Origin of the sequence: Companilactobacillus huachuanensis (assembly GCF_005404815.1) — a bacterium.
Lineage (GTDB): Bacteria > Bacillota > Bacilli > Lactobacillales > Lactobacillaceae > Companilactobacillus > Companilactobacillus huachuanensis.
Map to the genome: position 1 here is coordinate 136,214 of NZ_BJDF01000005.1, position 20,107 is coordinate 156,320.

13 protein-coding genes are annotated in these 20,107 nt (G+C 36.5%); 5 read left to right on the plus strand and 8 right to left on the minus strand.

What is annotated here, in order from left to right; genetic code table 11:
- Positions 1 to 145: 145 nt before the first annotated feature.
- From FFM71_RS04405 to FFM71_RS04415, 3 genes are all read right to left on the minus strand, one after another.
- Positions 146 to 1,888 (minus strand): SLAP domain-containing protein, encoded by a 1,743-nt coding sequence (locus FFM71_RS04405; RefSeq protein WP_137610976.1) that lies wholly within the window; start codon positions 1,886 to 1,888, stop codon positions 146 to 148.
- 485 nt (positions 1,889 to 2,373) lie between these two features.
- Positions 2,374 to 4,467, minus strand: coding sequence for an AAA family ATPase (locus tag FFM71_RS04410; RefSeq protein WP_137610977.1), 2,094 nt, complete (start codon positions 4,465 to 4,467; stop codon positions 2,374 to 2,376).
- A 12-nt stretch (positions 4,468 to 4,479) separates the two neighbouring features.
- Positions 4,480 to 4,701, minus strand: coding sequence for a hypothetical protein (locus FFM71_RS04415; RefSeq protein WP_041499243.1), 222 nt, complete (start codon positions 4,699 to 4,701; stop codon positions 4,480 to 4,482).
- A gap of 514 nt (positions 4,702 to 5,215) precedes the next feature.
- On the opposite strand from FFM71_RS04415, the gene FFM71_RS04420 reads away from it, so the two are divergent.
- From FFM71_RS04420 to FFM71_RS04440, 5 genes are all read left to right on the plus strand, one after another.
- On the plus strand, positions 5,216 to 6,934 hold the full coding sequence (locus FFM71_RS04420; protein WP_137610978.1) for a DUF6792 domain-containing protein: 1,719 nt from the start codon (positions 5,216 to 5,218) through the stop codon (positions 6,932 to 6,934).
- Positions 6,935 to 7,395: 461 nt separating this feature from the next.
- Positions 7,396 to 8,793, plus strand: a complete 1,398-nt coding sequence (gene brnQ, locus FFM71_RS04425) for a branched-chain amino acid transport system II carrier protein (protein WP_137610979.1) — start codon at positions 7,396 to 7,398, stop codon at positions 8,791 to 8,793.
- Position 8,794: 1 nt separating this feature from the next.
- Entirely contained in the window at positions 8,795 to 9,286 is a 492-nt protein-coding gene (locus FFM71_RS04430) for a GNAT family N-acetyltransferase (protein ID WP_137610980.1), read from the plus strand.
- 588 nt (positions 9,287 to 9,874) lie between these two features.
- The gene (gene scrK, locus FFM71_RS04435) at positions 9,875 to 10,747 is read left to right on the plus strand and encodes a fructokinase ScrK (protein ID WP_137610981.1); all 873 of its coding nucleotides are present in this window, start codon (positions 9,875 to 9,877) and stop codon (positions 10,745 to 10,747) included.
- A 453-nt stretch (positions 10,748 to 11,200) separates the two neighbouring features.
- A complete protein-coding gene (locus FFM71_RS04440; RefSeq protein ID WP_137610982.1) occupies positions 11,201 to 13,123 on the plus strand; it encodes an MBG domain-containing protein in 1,923 nt (640 codons plus the stop codon).
- 422 nt (positions 13,124 to 13,545) lie between these two features.
- Here FFM71_RS04440 and FFM71_RS04445 read toward each other — a convergent pair whose 3' ends face one another.
- The 5 genes from FFM71_RS04445 to FFM71_RS04465 are packed head-to-tail and all read right to left on the minus strand — an operon-like array spanning position 13,546 to position 19,616.
- Complete coding sequence (locus tag FFM71_RS04445; RefSeq protein WP_137610983.1) at positions 13,546 to 14,415, minus strand: ROK family protein; 870 nt, start codon at positions 14,413 to 14,415, stop codon at positions 13,546 to 13,548.
- A 1-nt stretch (position 14,416) separates the two neighbouring features.
- A complete protein-coding gene (locus tag FFM71_RS04450) occupies positions 14,417 to 15,802 on the minus strand; it encodes a glycoside hydrolase family 1 protein (RefSeq protein WP_137610984.1) in 1,386 nt (461 codons plus the stop codon).
- An 11-nt stretch (positions 15,803 to 15,813) separates the two neighbouring features.
- The gene (locus FFM71_RS04455) at positions 15,814 to 17,283 is read right to left on the minus strand and encodes a response regulator transcription factor (protein ID WP_137610985.1); all 1,470 of its coding nucleotides are present in this window, start codon (positions 17,281 to 17,283) and stop codon (positions 15,814 to 15,816) included.
- Between the two features lie 3 nt (positions 17,284 to 17,286).
- Entirely contained in the window at positions 17,287 to 18,987 is a 1,701-nt protein-coding gene (locus FFM71_RS04460; RefSeq protein ID WP_137610986.1) for a sensor histidine kinase, read from the minus strand.
- Positions 18,988 to 19,013: 26 nt separating this feature from the next.
- Positions 19,014 to 19,616, minus strand: coding sequence for a DUF624 domain-containing protein (locus tag FFM71_RS04465; RefSeq protein ID WP_137610987.1), 603 nt, complete (start codon positions 19,614 to 19,616; stop codon positions 19,014 to 19,016).
- Positions 19,617 to 20,107: the final 491 nt, after the last annotated feature.

A 20,107-nucleotide genomic window follows, 5' to 3' on the forward strand; every position in this document is an offset into this window, starting at 1 on the left:
GCTTGATTGTATTAAAAGGCCTAACTCTAATTTATTATAAATTCTTGTTATAGATTTAACTTACAAAAATAGACCAGATAAATTTATACGAAATTCATCTGGTCTATTTTTATAACATATTTTGACACTAAAAACAGAAACCTATTTAATCTAAAGTGACATCATTTGCTTTTACCCACTCATTTGTAGCAACACGGTACATTTTTTCACCATTAATTGTTGCAAACCTATCAGTACGGAATTTTGAATCTTTTGCTAAAGCAATGTTCACTTTCGAACCAGTGTCATTATATAATTGTGCTTGTGTATTTACAGTCAATATACCATTGTTTATTCTAGTAAACACCAGAACATCATCAGCTTTTATCCATTCATCAGTTGCGACACGATAATATTTTGTGCCATTAAAATCCGCATAACCACTATACAACCAATCCGTAGTCTGGGATAAAGCTCGATTTGATATAATTACTCCATTCAAATTTAATAGTCGCTTATACGAATCTGATTTAGTTTGTAGCACTCCTGACTCAGCGGTATATTCCCGCACATCATTAGCTTTAACCCATTGGCCATCAGCTATTTCGTAATAAGTTGTATCACCAATTACATTTTTCTTATTCGTTTTGTAATCAGTCAGTTCGTTTAATATTTTTTCTGAGGTTTTTTGACCATTTTGATTATAAATGGCAATTGTCTCTGCTTTTTTGGTTAACAAGTTTTTTTCAGCAATTGTTGAAATATTTGAGGAACTTGAACTAGAGCCGCCTGACCCTGAACCAGTTGATTTTGGTTTTACTGTAACCGTGACTGTTTGTTTACGCGTAAAGGTTTGGTTAGTATATGTGTAGACCACCTTGTATGTACCTGGTTTAGAAGTATCAACATCTCCTGAAATTGTAAGTGATTTATCATCAATCGATTTCTGTACATCGGCACTATCCCAATCAGTCGTTAAGCTTCCTAATGAACTTGGAGAGGTAATTCCAGTAACAAGTTGTTTGGAATCCCATGTATCGCCTTGTTTTAATGTTACTTGGTCCTCTTTTAAAACTAACGTTGGCAAGTTTATTACAAATGGTTGTTGCAGCACGCTACTAACTTGATATTTGGAACCATCACTAGTTGTATACGTAAAATCTACATCTATCAGAGCAGTATCATCAGCATCTATGCCTGATATAGTTACCTTTGGTAAGTCAGAATAATCAAACTTCGTAGTAGTACTATTAAGCATCTTAGCACTTGTTACTTTAATATTTGAAATATTACTACCACCTACAATATTGTTTAAATTTAGCGAAGTATCATTAGAAGATAATGTCCCAGGACCTAATTTTCTTATCTGATTTTTAAGATTTACAGTCTCAGGACTCACACTGACTAGTCGATCTATTGGTGAGAAGTTACTTATCATGTTTCCAGATAAATCTAAAGTTGTTAAGTTCTCAAAATCATTTCCTTCACCATCACCATTCAACCCAATAAAACTTATATCGTTAATTTTATTATTGCTTAAATTGAGATCAGCCAAATCAAGCATGTTCACTAATAAATCACCCATTTGATCAATTTTATTTCCACTTAAATTCAGACTTGTTAGGGAAGTGGCATATTCTAGACCGGACAACTCCTCATATGTCAGATTAGAATTTGATAAATCTAAACTTGTTAATGTTGCCAAATATTTTGGTGTGACATCATCTTTAGATACCCCATTTTTTGTTGCTACAATCGTCTTTAAACTGTCTGAAATATCATTTGTATCCTTTGTCATACTATTGCTATCTTCAGTAGCAGCATGTAACGTTGGTACATTAATATTCGAACTCATCAAAGCCATTCCAGCAGATAATCCCGCAACAATTAGCACCGTTCTCTTCTTCATATCAAACACCCCTCAATTTACAGTTATAATTATATCAAAGAAGCTGTATGAGTCAAATTAGAAAATTAAAAATTTAATAAAATGATTTTTAATTTAAACAACTAAAAGTTGAAAGTCGAAAAATTAGTCTGCCTATCGTTATTACAGACCTAGAGCTAATTTATTTAAGTAATCAGAAATCACAATTTTATGGCAAATTTTATTATTTCCGCCAAAAAAAATAAACTAGTTGGAAGAGCTGAGAGTATTCATTTGCAGCGAAAGTGGCGTTAGGACTTTAGTCCTTACACCGCCGGGTGTTGAAGCCTCGCGGGTTTTGCGAGGCTTCAACCGAAGGTCGAGACCGCACCTCAGGCTCGAGCCGTTCCGCGCAGCAATTGAATACTCTCAGCTCTGGAAACGTCATACTTACTTCAACCTTCAACCTTTAGTTAAACAAAAAAATCCTAGAGAAATTTTTTATTCTCTAGGATTTTTTATTATTCTTAATTTGTTACAACTGAATTATCAGAAATTTTAATTGTTCCATCAACAACATTGGCCTTCAAATTCTTGACCTTAATATTATCAAGATAGAATTCAGCAACTTTATCTCTAATTTGTTGTTCAATGATTCTACGTAATGGTCTAGCACCCATCGCTTCATCATAACCTTCATCGATCAACCATTCCTTTGCCTCAGGCGTTACTTCCAAAGTAATACCCTTCTTAGCTAAGTTACGGTTGACGTCATTTAACATCAATTCAACGATTTGATTCAAGTCTTTCTTAGATAGATGTGTAAATTCAACGATACCATTGAATCTATTCAGAAATTCTGGAGTAAAGTATGGTGCTAATTTATCCATTAATTTCTCATCTTTGTTGCCATGACCAAATCCGGCATTTGATGTAGCGATGATGATCGTATTCTTGAAGTCAACTACGTTACCTTGACCATCGGTCAAACGTCCATCATCCATTACTTGTAATAACAAGGTCAAAACTTGTGGATTAGCCTTTTCAATTTCATCAAGTAGAACGATGGAATATGGATTACGACGAACTTTTTCAGTCAAAGTATTGCCGTTATCTTCATAGCCAACATAACCAGCTGAAGTACCAATCAATTTAGAAACCGCAGTTAAATCAGAATACTCACTCATGTCCAAACGAATGATTGAATCTTTAGATCCAAACATATCTTGGGCTAATTGTTTCACTAACTCTGTCTTACCAACACCAGTTGGTCCTACAAATAAGAAACTACCAATTGGACGATTGCCTTCATCGAAGCCAGCCCGGTTCCGACGAATAGCCCGAACAACCATGTCAACAGCCTCATTTTGACCAATGACCTTGTCCTTCAATCGCTTGCCCATTGTCTTGAGTCTTTCAATATCACTAGCACCCATTTGAGAAACTGGAACGCCAGTTAATCTTTGGACTGATTCGGCAATATCATTAATCGTTGCGACTGGCTCATCAGTTGTCGTGTCGTCTTTATTTAATTTTGTCTGAATAGTTTCAATTTGCTGTTTCAAATCAGCAGCTTTTTCATAGTCTTCTTTAGCAGCGGCAGTAGCTTTATTTTTTTCAGCCTGTTTCAAATCCTTTTCCAAACTAACTTTATCAGTTACAGGATTTTTAGCAGCTAAGTGAGCAGCTGTCATGTCGATCAAATCAATTGCCTTGTCAGGTAATGATCTCTGAGGGATATATTGAACTGAATAATCAACAGCCGCTTTCAAAACATCATCAGGTAATTCGACGTGATGGTGATTTTCATAAGCCTTACGTAAGCCCTTCAAGATTGCCAAGGTAGCTTCTTTACTAGGTTCGTTAATTGTTACATCATTGAATCTTCTTGCTAAAGCAGCATCTTTCATAATCGTATTACGGTACTCATCCTGAGTTGTGGCACCGATAACTGAAATTTCACCACGACTCAATGCAGGTTTAATAATATCAGCTAAACCTTTACTACCTGAGTCTGAACCAGATGATCCAGCACCAATAATTTGATGAATCTCATCGAAGAATAGTACTACATTGCCGGCCTTTTTGACTTCTTTGAGCAAATTTTGAATATTCTCTTCAAAGGAACCACGATACTGTGTTCCGGCTTCAAGCGCTGACAAATCAATTGAAATTATTTGCTTGTCTTTGATTGCTTCAGGTACGTTGCCTTTGACAATAGCTTGGGCTAACCCCTCAACAACCGCAGTCTTACCAACACCAGCATCACCTACTAGAATAGGATTGTTCTTCGTTCTCCGGCTCAAAACTTCAGCCGTTTCTTGAATCTCTTTATCACGGCCAATAACTGGATCAAGTAAGCCATCTTTAGCCTCTTGAGTTAAGTTACGTCCTAGTTTCTCTAATATAGTGCCATTTTTTTGTTTAGTGCTATCACTAACCGGAATATTTTGACCAGCAGTTCTAGCTTCTTGATATTTAGCTAATTCTTCTGGAGTCAATTCTTGACCATTCACATAATACTTAGCTTGTGAATCACCTTTTTGTTGACTCATTAACCTATTAAAAATTTCGTCCATATTGTTGTTAAATGGATCTTCATCCCAAAATGATCTTGCCATATAAAGACCTCCTCACTTTAGATAATGCAACTCCAATTCACGCAGAACTCTCCACATTTCGATATCCTGCGCTTTGGCAATTGCCTCTATATCGCGCAAATTTATTGATGTGGCGGAAGATTGTTTTTTGTTGAAAGATTTATGCAGAGTCGTATAACCATACCCGCTTTTCTTTGCTATTACATATATTGTTAATCCGTTATCTTCTAAGTATGATTTAATATCTATTCGCATCTTTCTCCAACCTCCACACTTATAGTATAGCACGTTTGTAACATAGTACAAGTGTGGAGTATCACTTTTGTGAACTATATTAAAATAAATAGTTCTTTCTTAAACTTGATTAAAAAATCGGCCATCTCTAGTGCTAGTTGTTAATTTATTACAAATATTAGCATCATTTATATTTTCCAAATTAAATTTTGGAATTTAAAACGGGAAGTATATAAAAACAGTTGAATATTTTTACATTCGATCAATAACGATTAACTAGTCGGAAGAGCTGGGAAATATCTATGTGCCGTGGAAGTGTTGTTATGGCTTTAGCCATTACAACACCGGGCGTGTTTGGAGACTTGACGAACTATGTCAAGGCTTCAAACCGAGGCTCGAGTCCGCTTCCCAGGCTCGGACCGTTCCGCACAGCCAGTGAATATTTCCCAGCTCTGTAGATGGCATATTTAAATAGCACCATACGTTACTTATATATCAACAATTTGTTAGAATATAATAAATGAGAGGTGATCCTATGAGGGAACTATTAACAAACCTAAATCGTTTAAATCACATTTATGATCAACTCGACTTGCTTAATTTTCGAGCTCATCAAAATTTTCCTTTAACATTTAACAAAGAAGACAGCAAACAGTTGCTGCCACAAAATAAGCGTCTGTACTTTAGCTACTCCTATTTGAACAAAGAAAAAACACGTCTGACCAATTTAGTATTAAACCAAGTTATTGATCTCCGTGTTTCCCAATTTAGTAACGATTCCACTATTCACCCTCAATTGATCGACAAAGCTCTGCGTCTTAAAAATCTTGATCAACTTCATCGTGAAAACAATTTTTCACTGCCATCACGTAATCGAAAAATCAATAAACTAAAACAATTGATTTCAATGATTGAAGATGAACAAATTAATCCTTGCCGGGGTTATCTGAACCAAATCTATGTCATTCTGCTTTTAAATGATTTGATGCCTCTAGAGATCCGTTCAGAACCATATCATGCCGGTGAACTACTACATAACCCTGACTTTCGAACTAAACTATTGCAATTCGATTATGATCGTTACCTTTATCAAGAATTTCGTCCAGAAAACTATTTAAAATTTTTGATTTACAGCCTTACTAACCGTTTGCCTGATTACATTCGTTCATACGACGTTCGTGACATCAATCCTGAAGCAGCCGACTGTGGTTTTTCAAGTATTGCCTATGAAATAGTTATTGATGGTGTAAAGGAGTGCTACGTCACCTTCAAAGGGACTGAAGCCAATGTGGACCAAACAATTAAATCAAGAAGTAAGCGGTTTGAAAAATCTATTCTTGAAAATTATAACGACTGGGATTATAACGTTAACTCAATTTTGATTGGTAGTACTAAAGAAAACCGTCAGCTGCTAGTTGCGCGTGACTTTATCCGCTACTTGCACAGTCAAATTGCTTCACAATCATTGATTTATGGCATTGGTCATTCTTTAGGTGGTCATTTCGTTCAAACATTACAATTAATGGATAATAGTTTTGATGCCGGATATACGTTAAATTCGGCTCCTATCAACTTAAAATTAGTTAAAAATATTAAGCCTGATCTGCTTAGTCCTGAAAAATGGGAAAGAATCATGCAACTAACTGATGATGCTGATGGAACCAAATTCATTACCCCGGAATTGAATAACGAAATCAGAAGACTTCTGCCAAAAGACTATTCAGAAATTATTAATGAATATTTTGAACAAGATATGACACAGGTCTTTTATGAATTGCCGTTCACCATCTGGATTGGGCAAAAGTGGGAATACAATCTCAGTAATTGGAAGTACCCCTTCAAAAATCATCCCCGTGCCTATTTATCCAGCGGTGAGATCCATGCCTACCAAAAGTTTTTTGAAGAATTATTTAATTATTTATCAAACTCAGATAACAGTCGTCAAGTGGTCCGCAACAGCTTGGGATTTATCAACGCACGGACCAAAATCCTTCGTGAAACAATTGGTGAACAAAAAACGGCAAAGTATTTCTTTGATTATTCTAATTATCTTTATCAATCTGGATTATTTGCGGACCAACCACAAAAAGTCGGAAAAAAATTCATCGAACAGAATAACTCATTATTCCGTGGTTCGTTACGCGAGTGGCCTTTCTTACGGAGTCTAAACCCTGATATGTTCAGCTTAGCAACCTATTTCCACGTTATAGATGGTGCCAAGCATTTCCTTAATCGCACGCCACATAAATTATAAAAATTATAATTTCATTAAAAAAATACTTGCTATTCAAATTTTAGGTGACTATAATACAAACCAACAAAACGTTGAAGAAAAAAGTAGAAATCTCAAGTACGCTTAGTGAGTCATGTTTAGTGCAAAGTGACCGTCAAGAGAATTTCGAAAATCATTTCTGAGTTCGATGCCGATATGTAGGTTATCGTGGTTGCCACCATTATTTGGCTAGCGGATATCATAAGTCCGTTAATAAAGTGAGTATTCTTCAAATACCCAAAAAAGGTGGTACCGTTCTATTTGAGCCCTTTTCCTTAGCTGGAAGAGGGCTTTTTTTGTACCCAAAACAACGTTGTTTGTATAAAAATTGCTTAAGAGCGGTTTTTAATTAAAAAAAGAGGTGGTAAAAATGGATTCTGACATTAGTGGTATTAAGGGCCCAACACAGATTAGAAACAACATTTTTAGGAGGAAATTTACTTATGAAAGACGATTTAGAATTAACAGGAGAAAAAAACAATAAAAAGAAAGTTTTACATTTACTCGTAGTCAGTTCCTTAATTTTTGGAATGTTCTTTGGCTCTGGTAACTTGATTTTTCCAGTCCACTTAGGACAATTAGCTGGTAACAATTGGCTATCAGCAGCATTTGGCTTCGCGATTTCCGGTTCCCTCTTTCCATTACTAGCAATCATGGCCGTTGTTGTAACTAAGAGTGATGGTTTATATGACCTTGCTCGTCCAGTCGGCAAATTCTACGCTGCCTTATTCCTAGTTTTGGTCCACCTCACGATTGGACCCTTGTTTGGTACCCCACGTACTGCTGCAACAGCTTTTCAAATGGCTGTCCAACCATTTTTACCTGCAAAATATGACACCGTCGGGATGTTGTTGTTCACCGCAGTATTCTTTGGCCTCGCATATACTTTAACTGTTCATCAAAATCAATTATTAAAATACGTTGGGAAATATCTCAACACTATCTTTTTGGTATTATTAGCCGTCGTATTCGTCGTTGCTTTCTTACATCCAATGGGTGGCTTGAACCATATGCCAACTCAAGCATATCAAACTAATTCAACCGTCAGTGGTTTACTTGAAGGATATAACACTGTCGATGCCGTAGCCTTACTTGCTCTGAGCGTTACATTCGTTCATGCCGTTAAAGGACTTGGTTACAAGGATCGTGAATTATCAGTTTTAACCGCTAAAGCCGGTTCATTGAGTATTGCCCTAGAAGTCTTAGTCTACTTTGGATTAGTTTTATTAGGTGCTTTCAGTTTAAGCAAACTAACCTTATCAGCTAATGGTGGTGTGGCACTTTCACAAATCGTCAATTTCTACTTCGGTAGATTTGGTGCAGCTTTCTTAGGCGTTTTGGTTACTCTAGGCGTTTTCACTACTGCGTTAGGATTAGTTGCATCATTTTCACAAGACTTTCACAAGTTATTCCCCAAGATCAGCTACTTAGCTTGGTTAAGAACAACAACCACTTTGTCATTCGTCGTTGCTAATGCTGGGTTAGACAACATCATCGCTTGGTCATTGCCAGTTTTGATGCTACTTTATCCACTATCACTTGCTTTAATCCTCGTTTCATTGACCGTCCATGCCAAACCATATGCGGGACTTGTTTATAAAATGACCATTGCATTCACTGTATTGCCAGCTATCTTCGATATGTTAAATGCCTCACCAGCTGCCGTTACAAGTGTGAATTTCGTCAAAACAGTGTTAGCTGCCTATCATCAATACGTTCCTCTAGCTAGCATGGGACTTGGTTGGGTCGTACCTACATTTGTTGGTTTCTTCTTAGGATTGCTGTTGAGCAAACTCGGAGTTTTTGCCAGTGCCAACGAAGCCGTCGAAAGTCGTGATTAATATGGATTGTCAAATAATTAAAACTGACTCACAGACTGATTTTGACAGTATCCGTCAAGTTTACTATCAGACATGGACTTACTCATATGTTGGCCTCGTACCACAAGCCTTGTTGGATAATATCAACTTAAAAACCACTTGGCATCCAGAAAATCGAATCAACAACACTTTGGTAGCATTAACAAAAGATCAACAAATCGTCGGCGTCTGCACGTACGGACCCGCCAGAAGAAAAAAATACCTTGGTTACGGAGAAATATATTCATTATACGTATTGCCGCAATTTCAACATCAAGGTATCGGGCAAAAACTTTTCCAAGCAGCTTTAGATATCTTGCAGAAAAAATTTGATAACATTTATTTAATTGTTTTAAAAAATAATTTCACTTCACGTGCTTTTTATGAACTGTTTGACTTTGAAGCTACCGAAGATTTCATTGCCGATCAAACAGAGTATGGCATGTTGCATGAAGTTGTTTACATCAGAAATTAATAAAAAGAGTCAAGGATGTTCACCGATTAATCTAGCGGTAAATATTCTTGGCTCTTTTGATGTTAACTTTATACGTTGTGCTAGTTAAATATTTCAACTCCAGAGCTGCCAAAAATTCGAAGATCGTACGAAGTATCCCACAAATATTTTCCAATTATTACGACTAATTGTCTTTTATTTAACGGATTTTATATAGTTTATTTAAACAATCAGCGGTCCTAATTGAATTATTCAGACTATAAAAAATAAAATAGTTGGAAGAGCTGAGAGTATTCATATGCAGCGAAAGTGGCGTTAGTGCTTTAAATTACACCACCGGACGTGTTTGGAGCCTTACCGATTTTTGGTAAGGCTTCAAACCGAGGTTCGAGACCGCTTCCCAGGCTCGGACCGTTCCGCGCAGCAGATGAATACTCTCAGCTCTGGAAACGGCATCCTTCAATAAACCTTCAGTTAGTAACGTTAACTTCATATACATTGACCAAATTATTGATATTTTTTTGTACATATCGAAATTGAAGACCATCTAATTTGATAGTAATCTTTAATTCTGAAAACGATTACTTTTAAAATTAAGGAGAGATGAATGTGTTAGTAGGAAGTATAGAAGCTGGTGGAACTAAATTTGTCTGTGCAATTGGGGACGAAGATTATCGAATTCAAGATTTCACACAATTTCCAACAACCACCCCAGAAGAAACGATTCAAATGGCAATTGATTACTTCAAAAAATTTGATATTAAAGCCTTAAGTATTGCCTCGTTTGGACCGATTGAGTTGAGAAAAAATTCATCCAAATATGGCTACATCACATCAACACCAAAGCCTAATTGGCATGACACTGATTTTCTAGGTGAAATGAAAAAATCTTTCAATATTCCCATATTTTGGACAACTGACGTTAATGGCTCAGCCTATGGCGAGTATGTTATGTCGACCCTCGCCAACGAAAAAATCAACTCATTAACTTATTACACGATTGGTACTGGAGTCGGTGCAGGAGCAATCTCGGACGGTAAATTTATTGGCGATCTTGGACATCCCGAAATGGGACACACATTTTTACGTCGCCACCCAGATGACCTAGCCTTTAAAGGCATTTGCCCATATCACGAAGATTGTTTGGAAGGATTAGTAGCCGGACCAACATTTGATGCTCGCTTAGGCAAAAAAGGCAAAGACGTTCCGTTATCCGACCATACCTGGGACATCATGGCTTATTATGTTGCTCAAGCAGCCATCCAAGCCACATTGATCCTCCGTCCAGATAAAATAGTCTTTGGCGGTGGCGTCGTGAGTGAATCATTCTTAGTAAAAGTTAGACAACAATTCAAGGAATTACTAAATGATTACGTCGAAGTACCAAATTTAGAGAAGTACATTCAAATGCCAGTAGTCAAAAACAATGGCTCAGCAACATTAGGTAATTTTGCCTTGGCAATTGAAGAATTACAAAAATAGGAAATTAAATCATATCTCTTGAGCCACTTGTATTGTGGTGAAAAAGTTAGTCTTTTTTCAATATGAAGGATTATCCGGTAGCCCAACAAGGCCACCAGGTAATCCTTTTTTTAATTTGTCAGAAATTATCAACTGAACCATTTATCGGTTTTATCAACGAATGTAATATCAGGTAAAATTCATCTATAATCCGAGAATATATGAGTCATCCATGTCTATTGTATGTTATTTAACCTTTAACTATTTATGTGAACATATTGAAATTAATGAATAAATCCGGAATATTATTAATTTTTTTATTAAAATAATAATTAAATATAAATATAAGTGCTAAACTCAAATTTGGAAATGTTTCTTTTAAATATTTCAATTGAACTATTGGATTATTGAGGAAAGTTTTCATGAATTTCAATAAATAATTGAAATCCGACTTAATTTAGGGGGGATTTGAAATTGAAATTAAGAAAGTATAAGCAACATAAATACAATAGGAAACTGATGTACACCATTATTTCTGCAGTATCTATTAGTGGTGCCTTACTGGCCGTTCAGGAAAAAACAGCCCTAGCAGATACGACTGAGGAAGTATCTGTTTATAGTAAATCTTCAACTGAAGATGGCAGCAACTCAAATGCAGTTACTGAATCTACTAGCAGTAATACTGACAATAAAGGTATATCTGGACCTTTAATCCAAAATGGTAGTGGTTCCTCAGCTGTTGGTAATGACAGCAATTCAACTGGTTATTCTACTGCTGCTGGTGATGGCGGTACTTCAACTGGCAATTTTAACGCTGTTACGGGTGGCAGTACTGAGGGTGATTCTCAAGGTGATACTACTGCTTTAGATGCAAATAACTCAGATCAAACTGATCCGAAGGATACTACGTCGGTTCATACTCTTCCAACTAATTCTGATGGCACCATTACAAATACCCAAGCTCCTGATGCAACTCATTACTCAACCATTGAAGAAGAAATGTTAAATGATGAAGTAGTATTTATCGTCAAGACGTTTAACAATGGTGATATCTACTCAGCTGAAATACATACTGGTTTAGGGAAGAATTTCTACCAAACCGAGGATCAATACATAAATCAGAGCCAAATGCCAGCATTAGCATTAGTTCGTGCTCCCGGAACTGACGCCGGTACCTATCAAATATATATGAATTCAGAATTTATTACAGCTTTCAACGAACATGCACAGAATCTATCTATAGACCCATCAAAGGTTCAATTAGGAACGTTTACCATTGCAAAACAACCTGTAACCATCACTGCTAACCCTAATTCAAAATTTGAGGGGGAAAAAGATCCAGAATTCACTGCCAAAGTTGATTATTCAACCGATAAAACCCATGAAGCGGCCCTCAACTATACTTTAAAACGGGAACCTGCCGAAACACCTGGTACCTATAAGATTTCGATAGTTTTGGGCGACAATCCAAACTATTCTATTAAAACTGTTGATGGAATTTTTACTATTAAACCTAATAATTTAACTTTTAATGGAAATGGAATTACCAAGGACCAAGACGCCGCAGTCGGAAGTTTCATTACCCTTCCTAAATCTGGATTCTCCCGACCTGGTTATAGACTAATTGGTTGGAACACAAATCCTGATGGTAGCGGCGTTGAATATAAAGTAGGATCTGATTATACAGTATCGGCTAATACTCAACTTTATGCTCAATGGACAACTAATCGTAGTTCTGGTTCCAGTACCAAAGATTCTAATAAGGACAATAGCAAAATTAATTATAAGAATCAGACAATCTCCACTTACGCTGATAAACCAACAGTTGATCTTTACAAACTAAGTAACGACAACATCATGTCAGTTATTACTAACCGTGTCTTGGCTCCCGGAACTGACTGGTTTAACGATGCTACTATGATGATTGATGACGTCGGTTATTATCGTGTCGCTACTAATGAGTGGGCAAAAATGAGTCAGGCTTATCCATATGAAGACCTTAATCTTTACATTAGAACCTACAATGATTCTGAAAAAGAGCTTTATAAAGCCGAGGATGAGTTGATTGCTAACAGAATATTGGCTCCAAGTAGCAGTTGGATCACCGACCGAAAAACTTATGTTATCAACAACTCTAAGTACTATCGCGTTGCAACCAATGAATTTGTCAGTGCCAATGATGTTTATGTGTACTCCCCCGTTAGTTTAATCGTAACTGTCAACTCTAATACCTACGCAAACATTTACAACGCTAAAGGTCAACTAGTTAACAATAGAGCTTTGAGAAACGATACTAGTTGGAAAACCGATAGTATTACTTATATTAACGGCGACAAATATTACCGTGTGGCAACTGATGAATTCGTTAAATCTTCAGATGTTGACGTTAATCATTAATTATAAAGCGGAAAATATTCGTTAACTTATTCAATTTAAAAAATGTTTGATCGTCGATTTTTAATATGCAGGATTATCTAGTGGATCGATAATGCCACTAGACAATCCTTTTTTAAATTTTTCAAAAATTTGATTAAATGTTGAAAAATCCATTAATTATTTCACTCAAAAAAGCTTTCAAATCTATATGTTCAAATGTAGATTTGAAAGCTTTTTCCATTTTTTATATTTAAAATAAACCAGCCGGAGGTCATCAGTAATATAGTCCAGCAGTGGAGGTGGCGTTAGAGCTTTAGCTCTTACACCACCGGACGACTTTTGAGACGCGATTTCCGGCTCAAAAGCGAGGTTCGAGACCGCACTTCGGCTCGGACCGGTCCCCACAGCAGGACTATATTACTGATGACCAGAGGCGACCCCACCTACTTCCTATTAAAAAAGTTATAAGCAGAACCAATTAAGTTAGCATCATTGTGATATTCTGCTGCAACCAAGGTTGGAACAATCTTTATATCATCAACATCATTAACCAAATTCTTAATTTCAGAATCAAGTCTTTGAATGAATTCACTGTTAGCTGACACCCCGCCACCAATAATAACTGCTTCAGGATCAACTACAAATTGTAAATTATAAATAGCCCGTGCTAAATTTTGATAAATATCATCCGTATATCGTTGAGCCACCGGATCACCCTGCTCAGCTAATTCCAAAACTTCTTGACCAGTAAATTTATGACTTGAATCAGCGCTATAACGTTCAGCCATATGCACTGCCGTTCCTCTTAGACTGAGACGTTCATTCTTGTCATCAAGAATCATCCCAAATTCACCGCCCAACAAGTGTTTGCCATGAATAACTTGACGATTTAGAACAACCGCACCACCAATACCCGTTCCAATAATAATGAAAATAACATCGCTCATATCTGAGGCCGCACCGACGGCAACTTCGGCAAGTGCAGCACAATTAGCATCATTTTCCATCGTTACTGTCAGATTCAAGATTCTTGCTAATTCTGCTTGAATCGGAAAATTATGAATATATGGCAGAGCACTGATACCACCAATTACACCAGTTTCCTGATTAACAGCACCAGGAATGCTAAATCCAACACCATCAACCTGTTCAGACTCAAATTTTTCTACAATGTTTTGAATGGCATCGTAAAATCCAGCTAAGTTTTTAGGAGTAGCGACTTTTCCCTTTGAGGTCAATAATTGTTGGGTCTCATTCCAAAGCCCATATTTGATACTCGTACCACCTACGTCGATCGATATTATTTGTTCCATGCTATTTCTCCAGTTCAAAGCCATTATTTTTTGTTAATTCTTTAAACCACAAGCCACTTTTCTTAACTGTTCGTTGATAATTATTATCTAAATCAACGCTGTAAAAGCCATAACGATTTCGATAGCCATTTAACCATGACCAACAGTCCACAAAAGTCCACATATGATAGCCAAAGCAATTGCTGCCGGCTTCAATACCACGATGTAATTGTTCCAAATGTTCCTTGATGAAATCAATTCGATACTGATCCTTAATCATACCAGAATCATCTTTAAAACGTGACTCATCTGCAACTCCCATGCCATTCTCACTAACATACCATGGAATATTGCGATATTTGTCCTTCATCATCATGGCAATATCGAATAAAGCACGCGGATAAATCTCCCAGCCTCGATATGGATTGATTTTCTTATCTGGCCAATCATATGGTTCATACAGATCCTCGGGCATTTCTGCCGGAACCTTGGGATTGGTTGGTGCCTTCACACGCCTTGGTTGATAGTAATTGATACCGATAAAATCAACTGTGTTCATTTTAATTAATTCGGTATCTTCCACTTCAGTTACTGGCAATAAATTATTTTGTCTAAATAGTTCAATCAATCCTGCAGGTATTTTGCCCAACACTGCTGGATCCAAAAAACTCTGCGTATTAATTAAATCGGATGCCTTCTTAGCTTGCAGATCGGCACTCTCATCGCTACGACCATACGCTGGCAAAACATTTAAAATAATACCAATTCGACCGTTGATTCCACTATTACGGAATTCCTTCACAGCTAAAACATGTGCCATCAGCGTATGATATCCAACTTGAACCGCACGTTTCATATCGACCACTGCTGGATAATGGAATTTGTACAAATAGCCACACTCAATATGAACCATTGGTTCGTTAAATGTCGTCCACTCAGTGATCAAGTCGCCAAACTGTTCAAAAGCAGTTTTAGCATAGAATGCAAAATCATCAACGGATTCGCGATTTTCCCAGCCACCTTTTTCCATTAGCCACCAAGGCATATCGAAATGAAAAAGATTAATAATCGGTTTAATTCCATTGTCTAACATTTCTTGGAAATATGCTCGATAAAATTCTACAGCTTCATTATTTAGATGCTGTCCGTCTGGTAACAAACGAGCCCATGAAATTGAGGTTCGATATGAATTCATACCAATTTTTTTCATATTTGCAACATCTTCACGATACAACTCATACGTATTAGACGTATCACTAGGCCCTTGTTTATCATTGAATTTTTCGGGACTTATTTCAAACCACTTGTCCCACGTTGTAGCAGATTTGCCATTCATCAAACTATGTCCTTCAGTCTGAGGAGCGGAGGCAGCAGCCCCCCAGAGGAATTCCTTGGGAAATTTCAGCATAATATTTTCCTTTAAATGTATTTATTTCGATACTCTTTTGGTGACAATCCACAAATAGATTTGAAATTACGATAGAAGTAGGCCGTTGTTGTATAGCCCACATTATTTGCAATCTCAGCAATGCTTTGATTATTATTTCGTAAAAACTCTTGGGCTTGTTGAATACGATATTCATTGAGATACTTTGAAAAGCTCATCTTAACTTCTTTTTTAAATAGCTGACCTAAGTAATCTGGGTTCAAATGTAATTCGTCGGAAACAATTTTTAAACTCAAATCGTTATTAAAATCACGATGAATCAGCGACATAACTTGTTTAATATTTTCCGAATATTTCTGATCATCGACTTTGTTGGATAATTGTTCGATTACTTCTGTAGAAATATCCATGAGACTTTGTAAATCAGTAGCATTATTGATTCTAGTTACATATTCTTGATATGTCTGGGCGTCGAAATTTATTTTTACATTCACTTCCGAATAGATAAGAAAAGCAATTTGACGAACATATGATGGACTGGCGCCTCGTTTGGTCAAATCAGTAAAGATATTTTTCAACTCCTCAATTAATTGCTCGTATTCCCCCAAAGCAATCGCTTGTTTTATTTTTACTAGGGATACTTTTGGTAATGTGGCCTGTTTCAACCAATCGACACGAAGGTTATTATTACTAAATTTATTGCTCTTTTCATAAAATTTATATATCTTTGCAAGCCGGGCAGCCTGTTCATAACTCTGACTAATATTTTGCCAATCGTAGACCGTTTCTCCAACTGTGATAAATGACTCACCATTGATATACCCTTTATCCTCAAGCTCTCTAACAAACTTGAGTAATAAACCTCGACCACCAATGAATCCAATAAATAAATGTCGATCATGCTCAAAACTCAATACTTGACCATATTGTTGGCATAGCTGTTCGACTTTCGAAAAATCATTGAGACGATTACAAGCAATAACTGTCATGCCACTTTTTATAATATCGGGCGTAATACGTAATTGATGAAATAGCAAACTTAAATCTGCTTGATCAATATCGCTTTCAAATAACCGCTGAATTTGGACGTTTAACGAGACTACCGAAGCTTTTTGAATGGCCTTATGTGAATCCAAAATATTCTTAACTTTAGCTAATGACGCGACTAATGCCTTAGAATCAATCGGTTTCAAAATATAATCAATCGCTCCGAGCTGCAATCCAGTTCTCACATAGTCAAACTCCTGATATCCAGAGAGAATCATAAATTCGAATTTTTTACCTGACTCCTGAGCCATTTTAATTAAATCCAGTCCACTAATTCTCGGCATATTAACGTCGGTTATGATCAGATCAACGTCGTTATCCTCTAAAAACTCCAAAGCCTGTTTCGAATTTCGAGCTGACTTAACAATCTTAAATCCATAATCCGACCATTTAATGATTTTTTCCAATCCCTTTAAAATCATATATTCATCGTCAACAATCAGAATCGAGTACATAATTTATCCCTCCAAAATTATCTGCATCGTTACTGTGACCCCACCAAAATTGTTATTCATAACTTTCATTTCAAAATCATTTCCAAATGCACCTGTCATTCTGGCCTTAACATTCATCAAGCCAATTGATACATCACCTTTTACGAGACCGCTTCCTTGGGCAGACAATTTATCATTCAACTTCTCAAGTTGCTCATCACTTAACGGTGTACCGTTATCGGATACTGAAATAATTACAGTATTAGCTTTTTTTCTGGCCTTAATATGAATGGCATTGTCGAAACGTTCCAAATCAATCCCATGCTTAAAATAATTTTCTACCAATGGTTGAACGATAAATTTGGGGACACTCAAATCTTTCAAATCGTCAGCCAAATTAAACTGATATCCCAATTGATCTGGGAAACGCATTTGGTAAAGATAGATATACTTTTCCGCAAACTCAAACTCTTTTTCCAGAGTAACCGTACTTTCCTGACTGATATTATTCCTCAACAAACTAGCAAAACTAAACACAACATCGGCCAGTTCCGTCTGGCCCTCATTAATTGCATACATGCGGATATACTCAAGTGTATTATATAAGAAATGCGGATTTATTTGTGATTGCAATGCCTTCATATTGGCATCTTTTTGCGCCAATTCCAATTGATAGATCTGCAAAACATATTGATCAATAGCATCTAGCATATCGTTGATTCCTGTAGCCAAGGTATTGAGTTCCCCTTCTTCACTGGGAACGGGTATTCTCGTTTTCAAGTCTCCACCGGAAACCTTTTCCATAGCCTTGGTCATAGATTCCAAATGTAAAGTGTAGTTGTGGAAAACATACTTCAATGTCCACCACAAGAATGTATCAACCACGGCCGCCAATAATATGAAGAATAAAATTGTTAAAACTATCTTTCGATAGACCACAAACTTGGGGACTAAAGCGACAATATCATCCTGATTATCAGCTTTTTGTGTTTTCACAAAATACTCATTTTCTAAAGAATGTATCAAGCTCTTACCTTGCTTGGGATTATTAATCAGACTCCTTTTCGCTACTGGCATAAGGTTGGAGTTATAACTATATCTAATTCTTCCAACACTCGTGACTACGAAAATCTGCATTCCTTGACTATTATGTGCCTGTTTCAATGAAGCATTTAATCTTTCTGGACTGAAATTAACAATGACCGAACCATAAGGTTGATAAGTTGAATCGTTGATCAGAGAGGTCCCATAATATAAACCTTTGGATTCTACTTTTTTTGCAGAGATCCGACTGCCACTGAGATTCTGGGGATTCATGCTGATTGACTCTGACTCCTGATTTAGTGATAAAGTCACTTTGGTAGCCTTACTATTTCTCAGAAAGTCAGCTACTTGATTGGGTAAATAGTAGAAGTAACTGCTGCTAGAATGACTCTGACTATAATCCAGATAGGCTTCAGGATCCATTCGGAAAAACGCCTCTAAGTTAGCAACACGATCCTGACTCTGATTGATATTCTTGGTTAAATTATCAACTTGGTTTTGTTGGGACTCAACAATAGATGAACTTCGATTGATACCTTCATTCAACGTTTGATCCTTTTCAACATAAATATCGACAATTCGAAAGGCTGACATCAAAATCGCAAATAAGGTAATGGTGATCACCATTACCTTAATGTAAAACGTCATTAACTTTTGAAGATTGTAATGATTATCAATCATATTTAAGACCCCAATTAATTCCCCTATTAATTCAGTTCATCCACATGCTTAATCCAGTTTTGACCAACAAATTGTGTATAAATTACTATCAGACTGACCGTTGCAAAGAGAATCAATCCCAGAAATTTGTAAGTGATCCCTAAAATAACTACCAAGCCAATGATTTGTTTCAAGTTGTCGAAAAAATTGAAGAAATAATGAGCACATGCCAATTTGAAACTGTTGATAACATTGATATCAAACCCAGCTTTAATATTCAATGTGTATCCATAAATACAGATGATAGCTAACAGCACAATTCCAATGATGAAGTCGATTACTAGAAATGGTAAACCAGGTACTTGAACTGATAAGAACAAACTATAACTAAGTATAAATGCTACCGTGAAAAATGAGTAGAATAACTTATTTCCGATGGTAAACTTCTGTTTAAACATTACCCACGCCTTTTTCCAAGTCATTTGACTATAATTATATCCATAATCATAGAACAGCTCATTTATAACCATTAGGCTCGGTCCAACTCCTAAAATGAGTCCTCCGGCAAAGCTCAGTGCCCAGAACAATAGATTTAATTTAATGATCGTATACGCTTTAATAAACAATTGTTGAACAGCTTGGGAAACCATATCTCTACCTCTGTCTTCTTCATTAAGTATGCCGCCTCCAGTTGTCAGAAATATAGTCTGCTGTGAGGACCGGTTCGAGCCAAAGTACGGTCTCGAACCTCGATTTTGAACTTCGCACAGTCCGCGAATTTCAAAACTCGTCCTGTGGTGTAATGGCTAAAGCCATAACACCACCTTCACTGCTGACTATATTTCTGACAACCTCCGGCTAGGATATTTTTTCACTTCATTTTTGTTAAACTTTTAAATTTATGACTAATTTATTCAAATAATCAGGGGTCTTCGTTTTATTATTCCTGCCATTAAAAAAAATAAACTAGTTGGAAGAGCTGAGAGTATTCATTTGCAGCGAAAGTGGCGTTATTGCTTTAGCAATTACACCACCGGGCGTGTGGAGTGAACCCATGAGGTTGGACACATGATCCAAACCTGGAGGGGTTCACTATGATTAAGTACAATCTGGATTTCAAAGTCAAAATAGTAAATGAGTT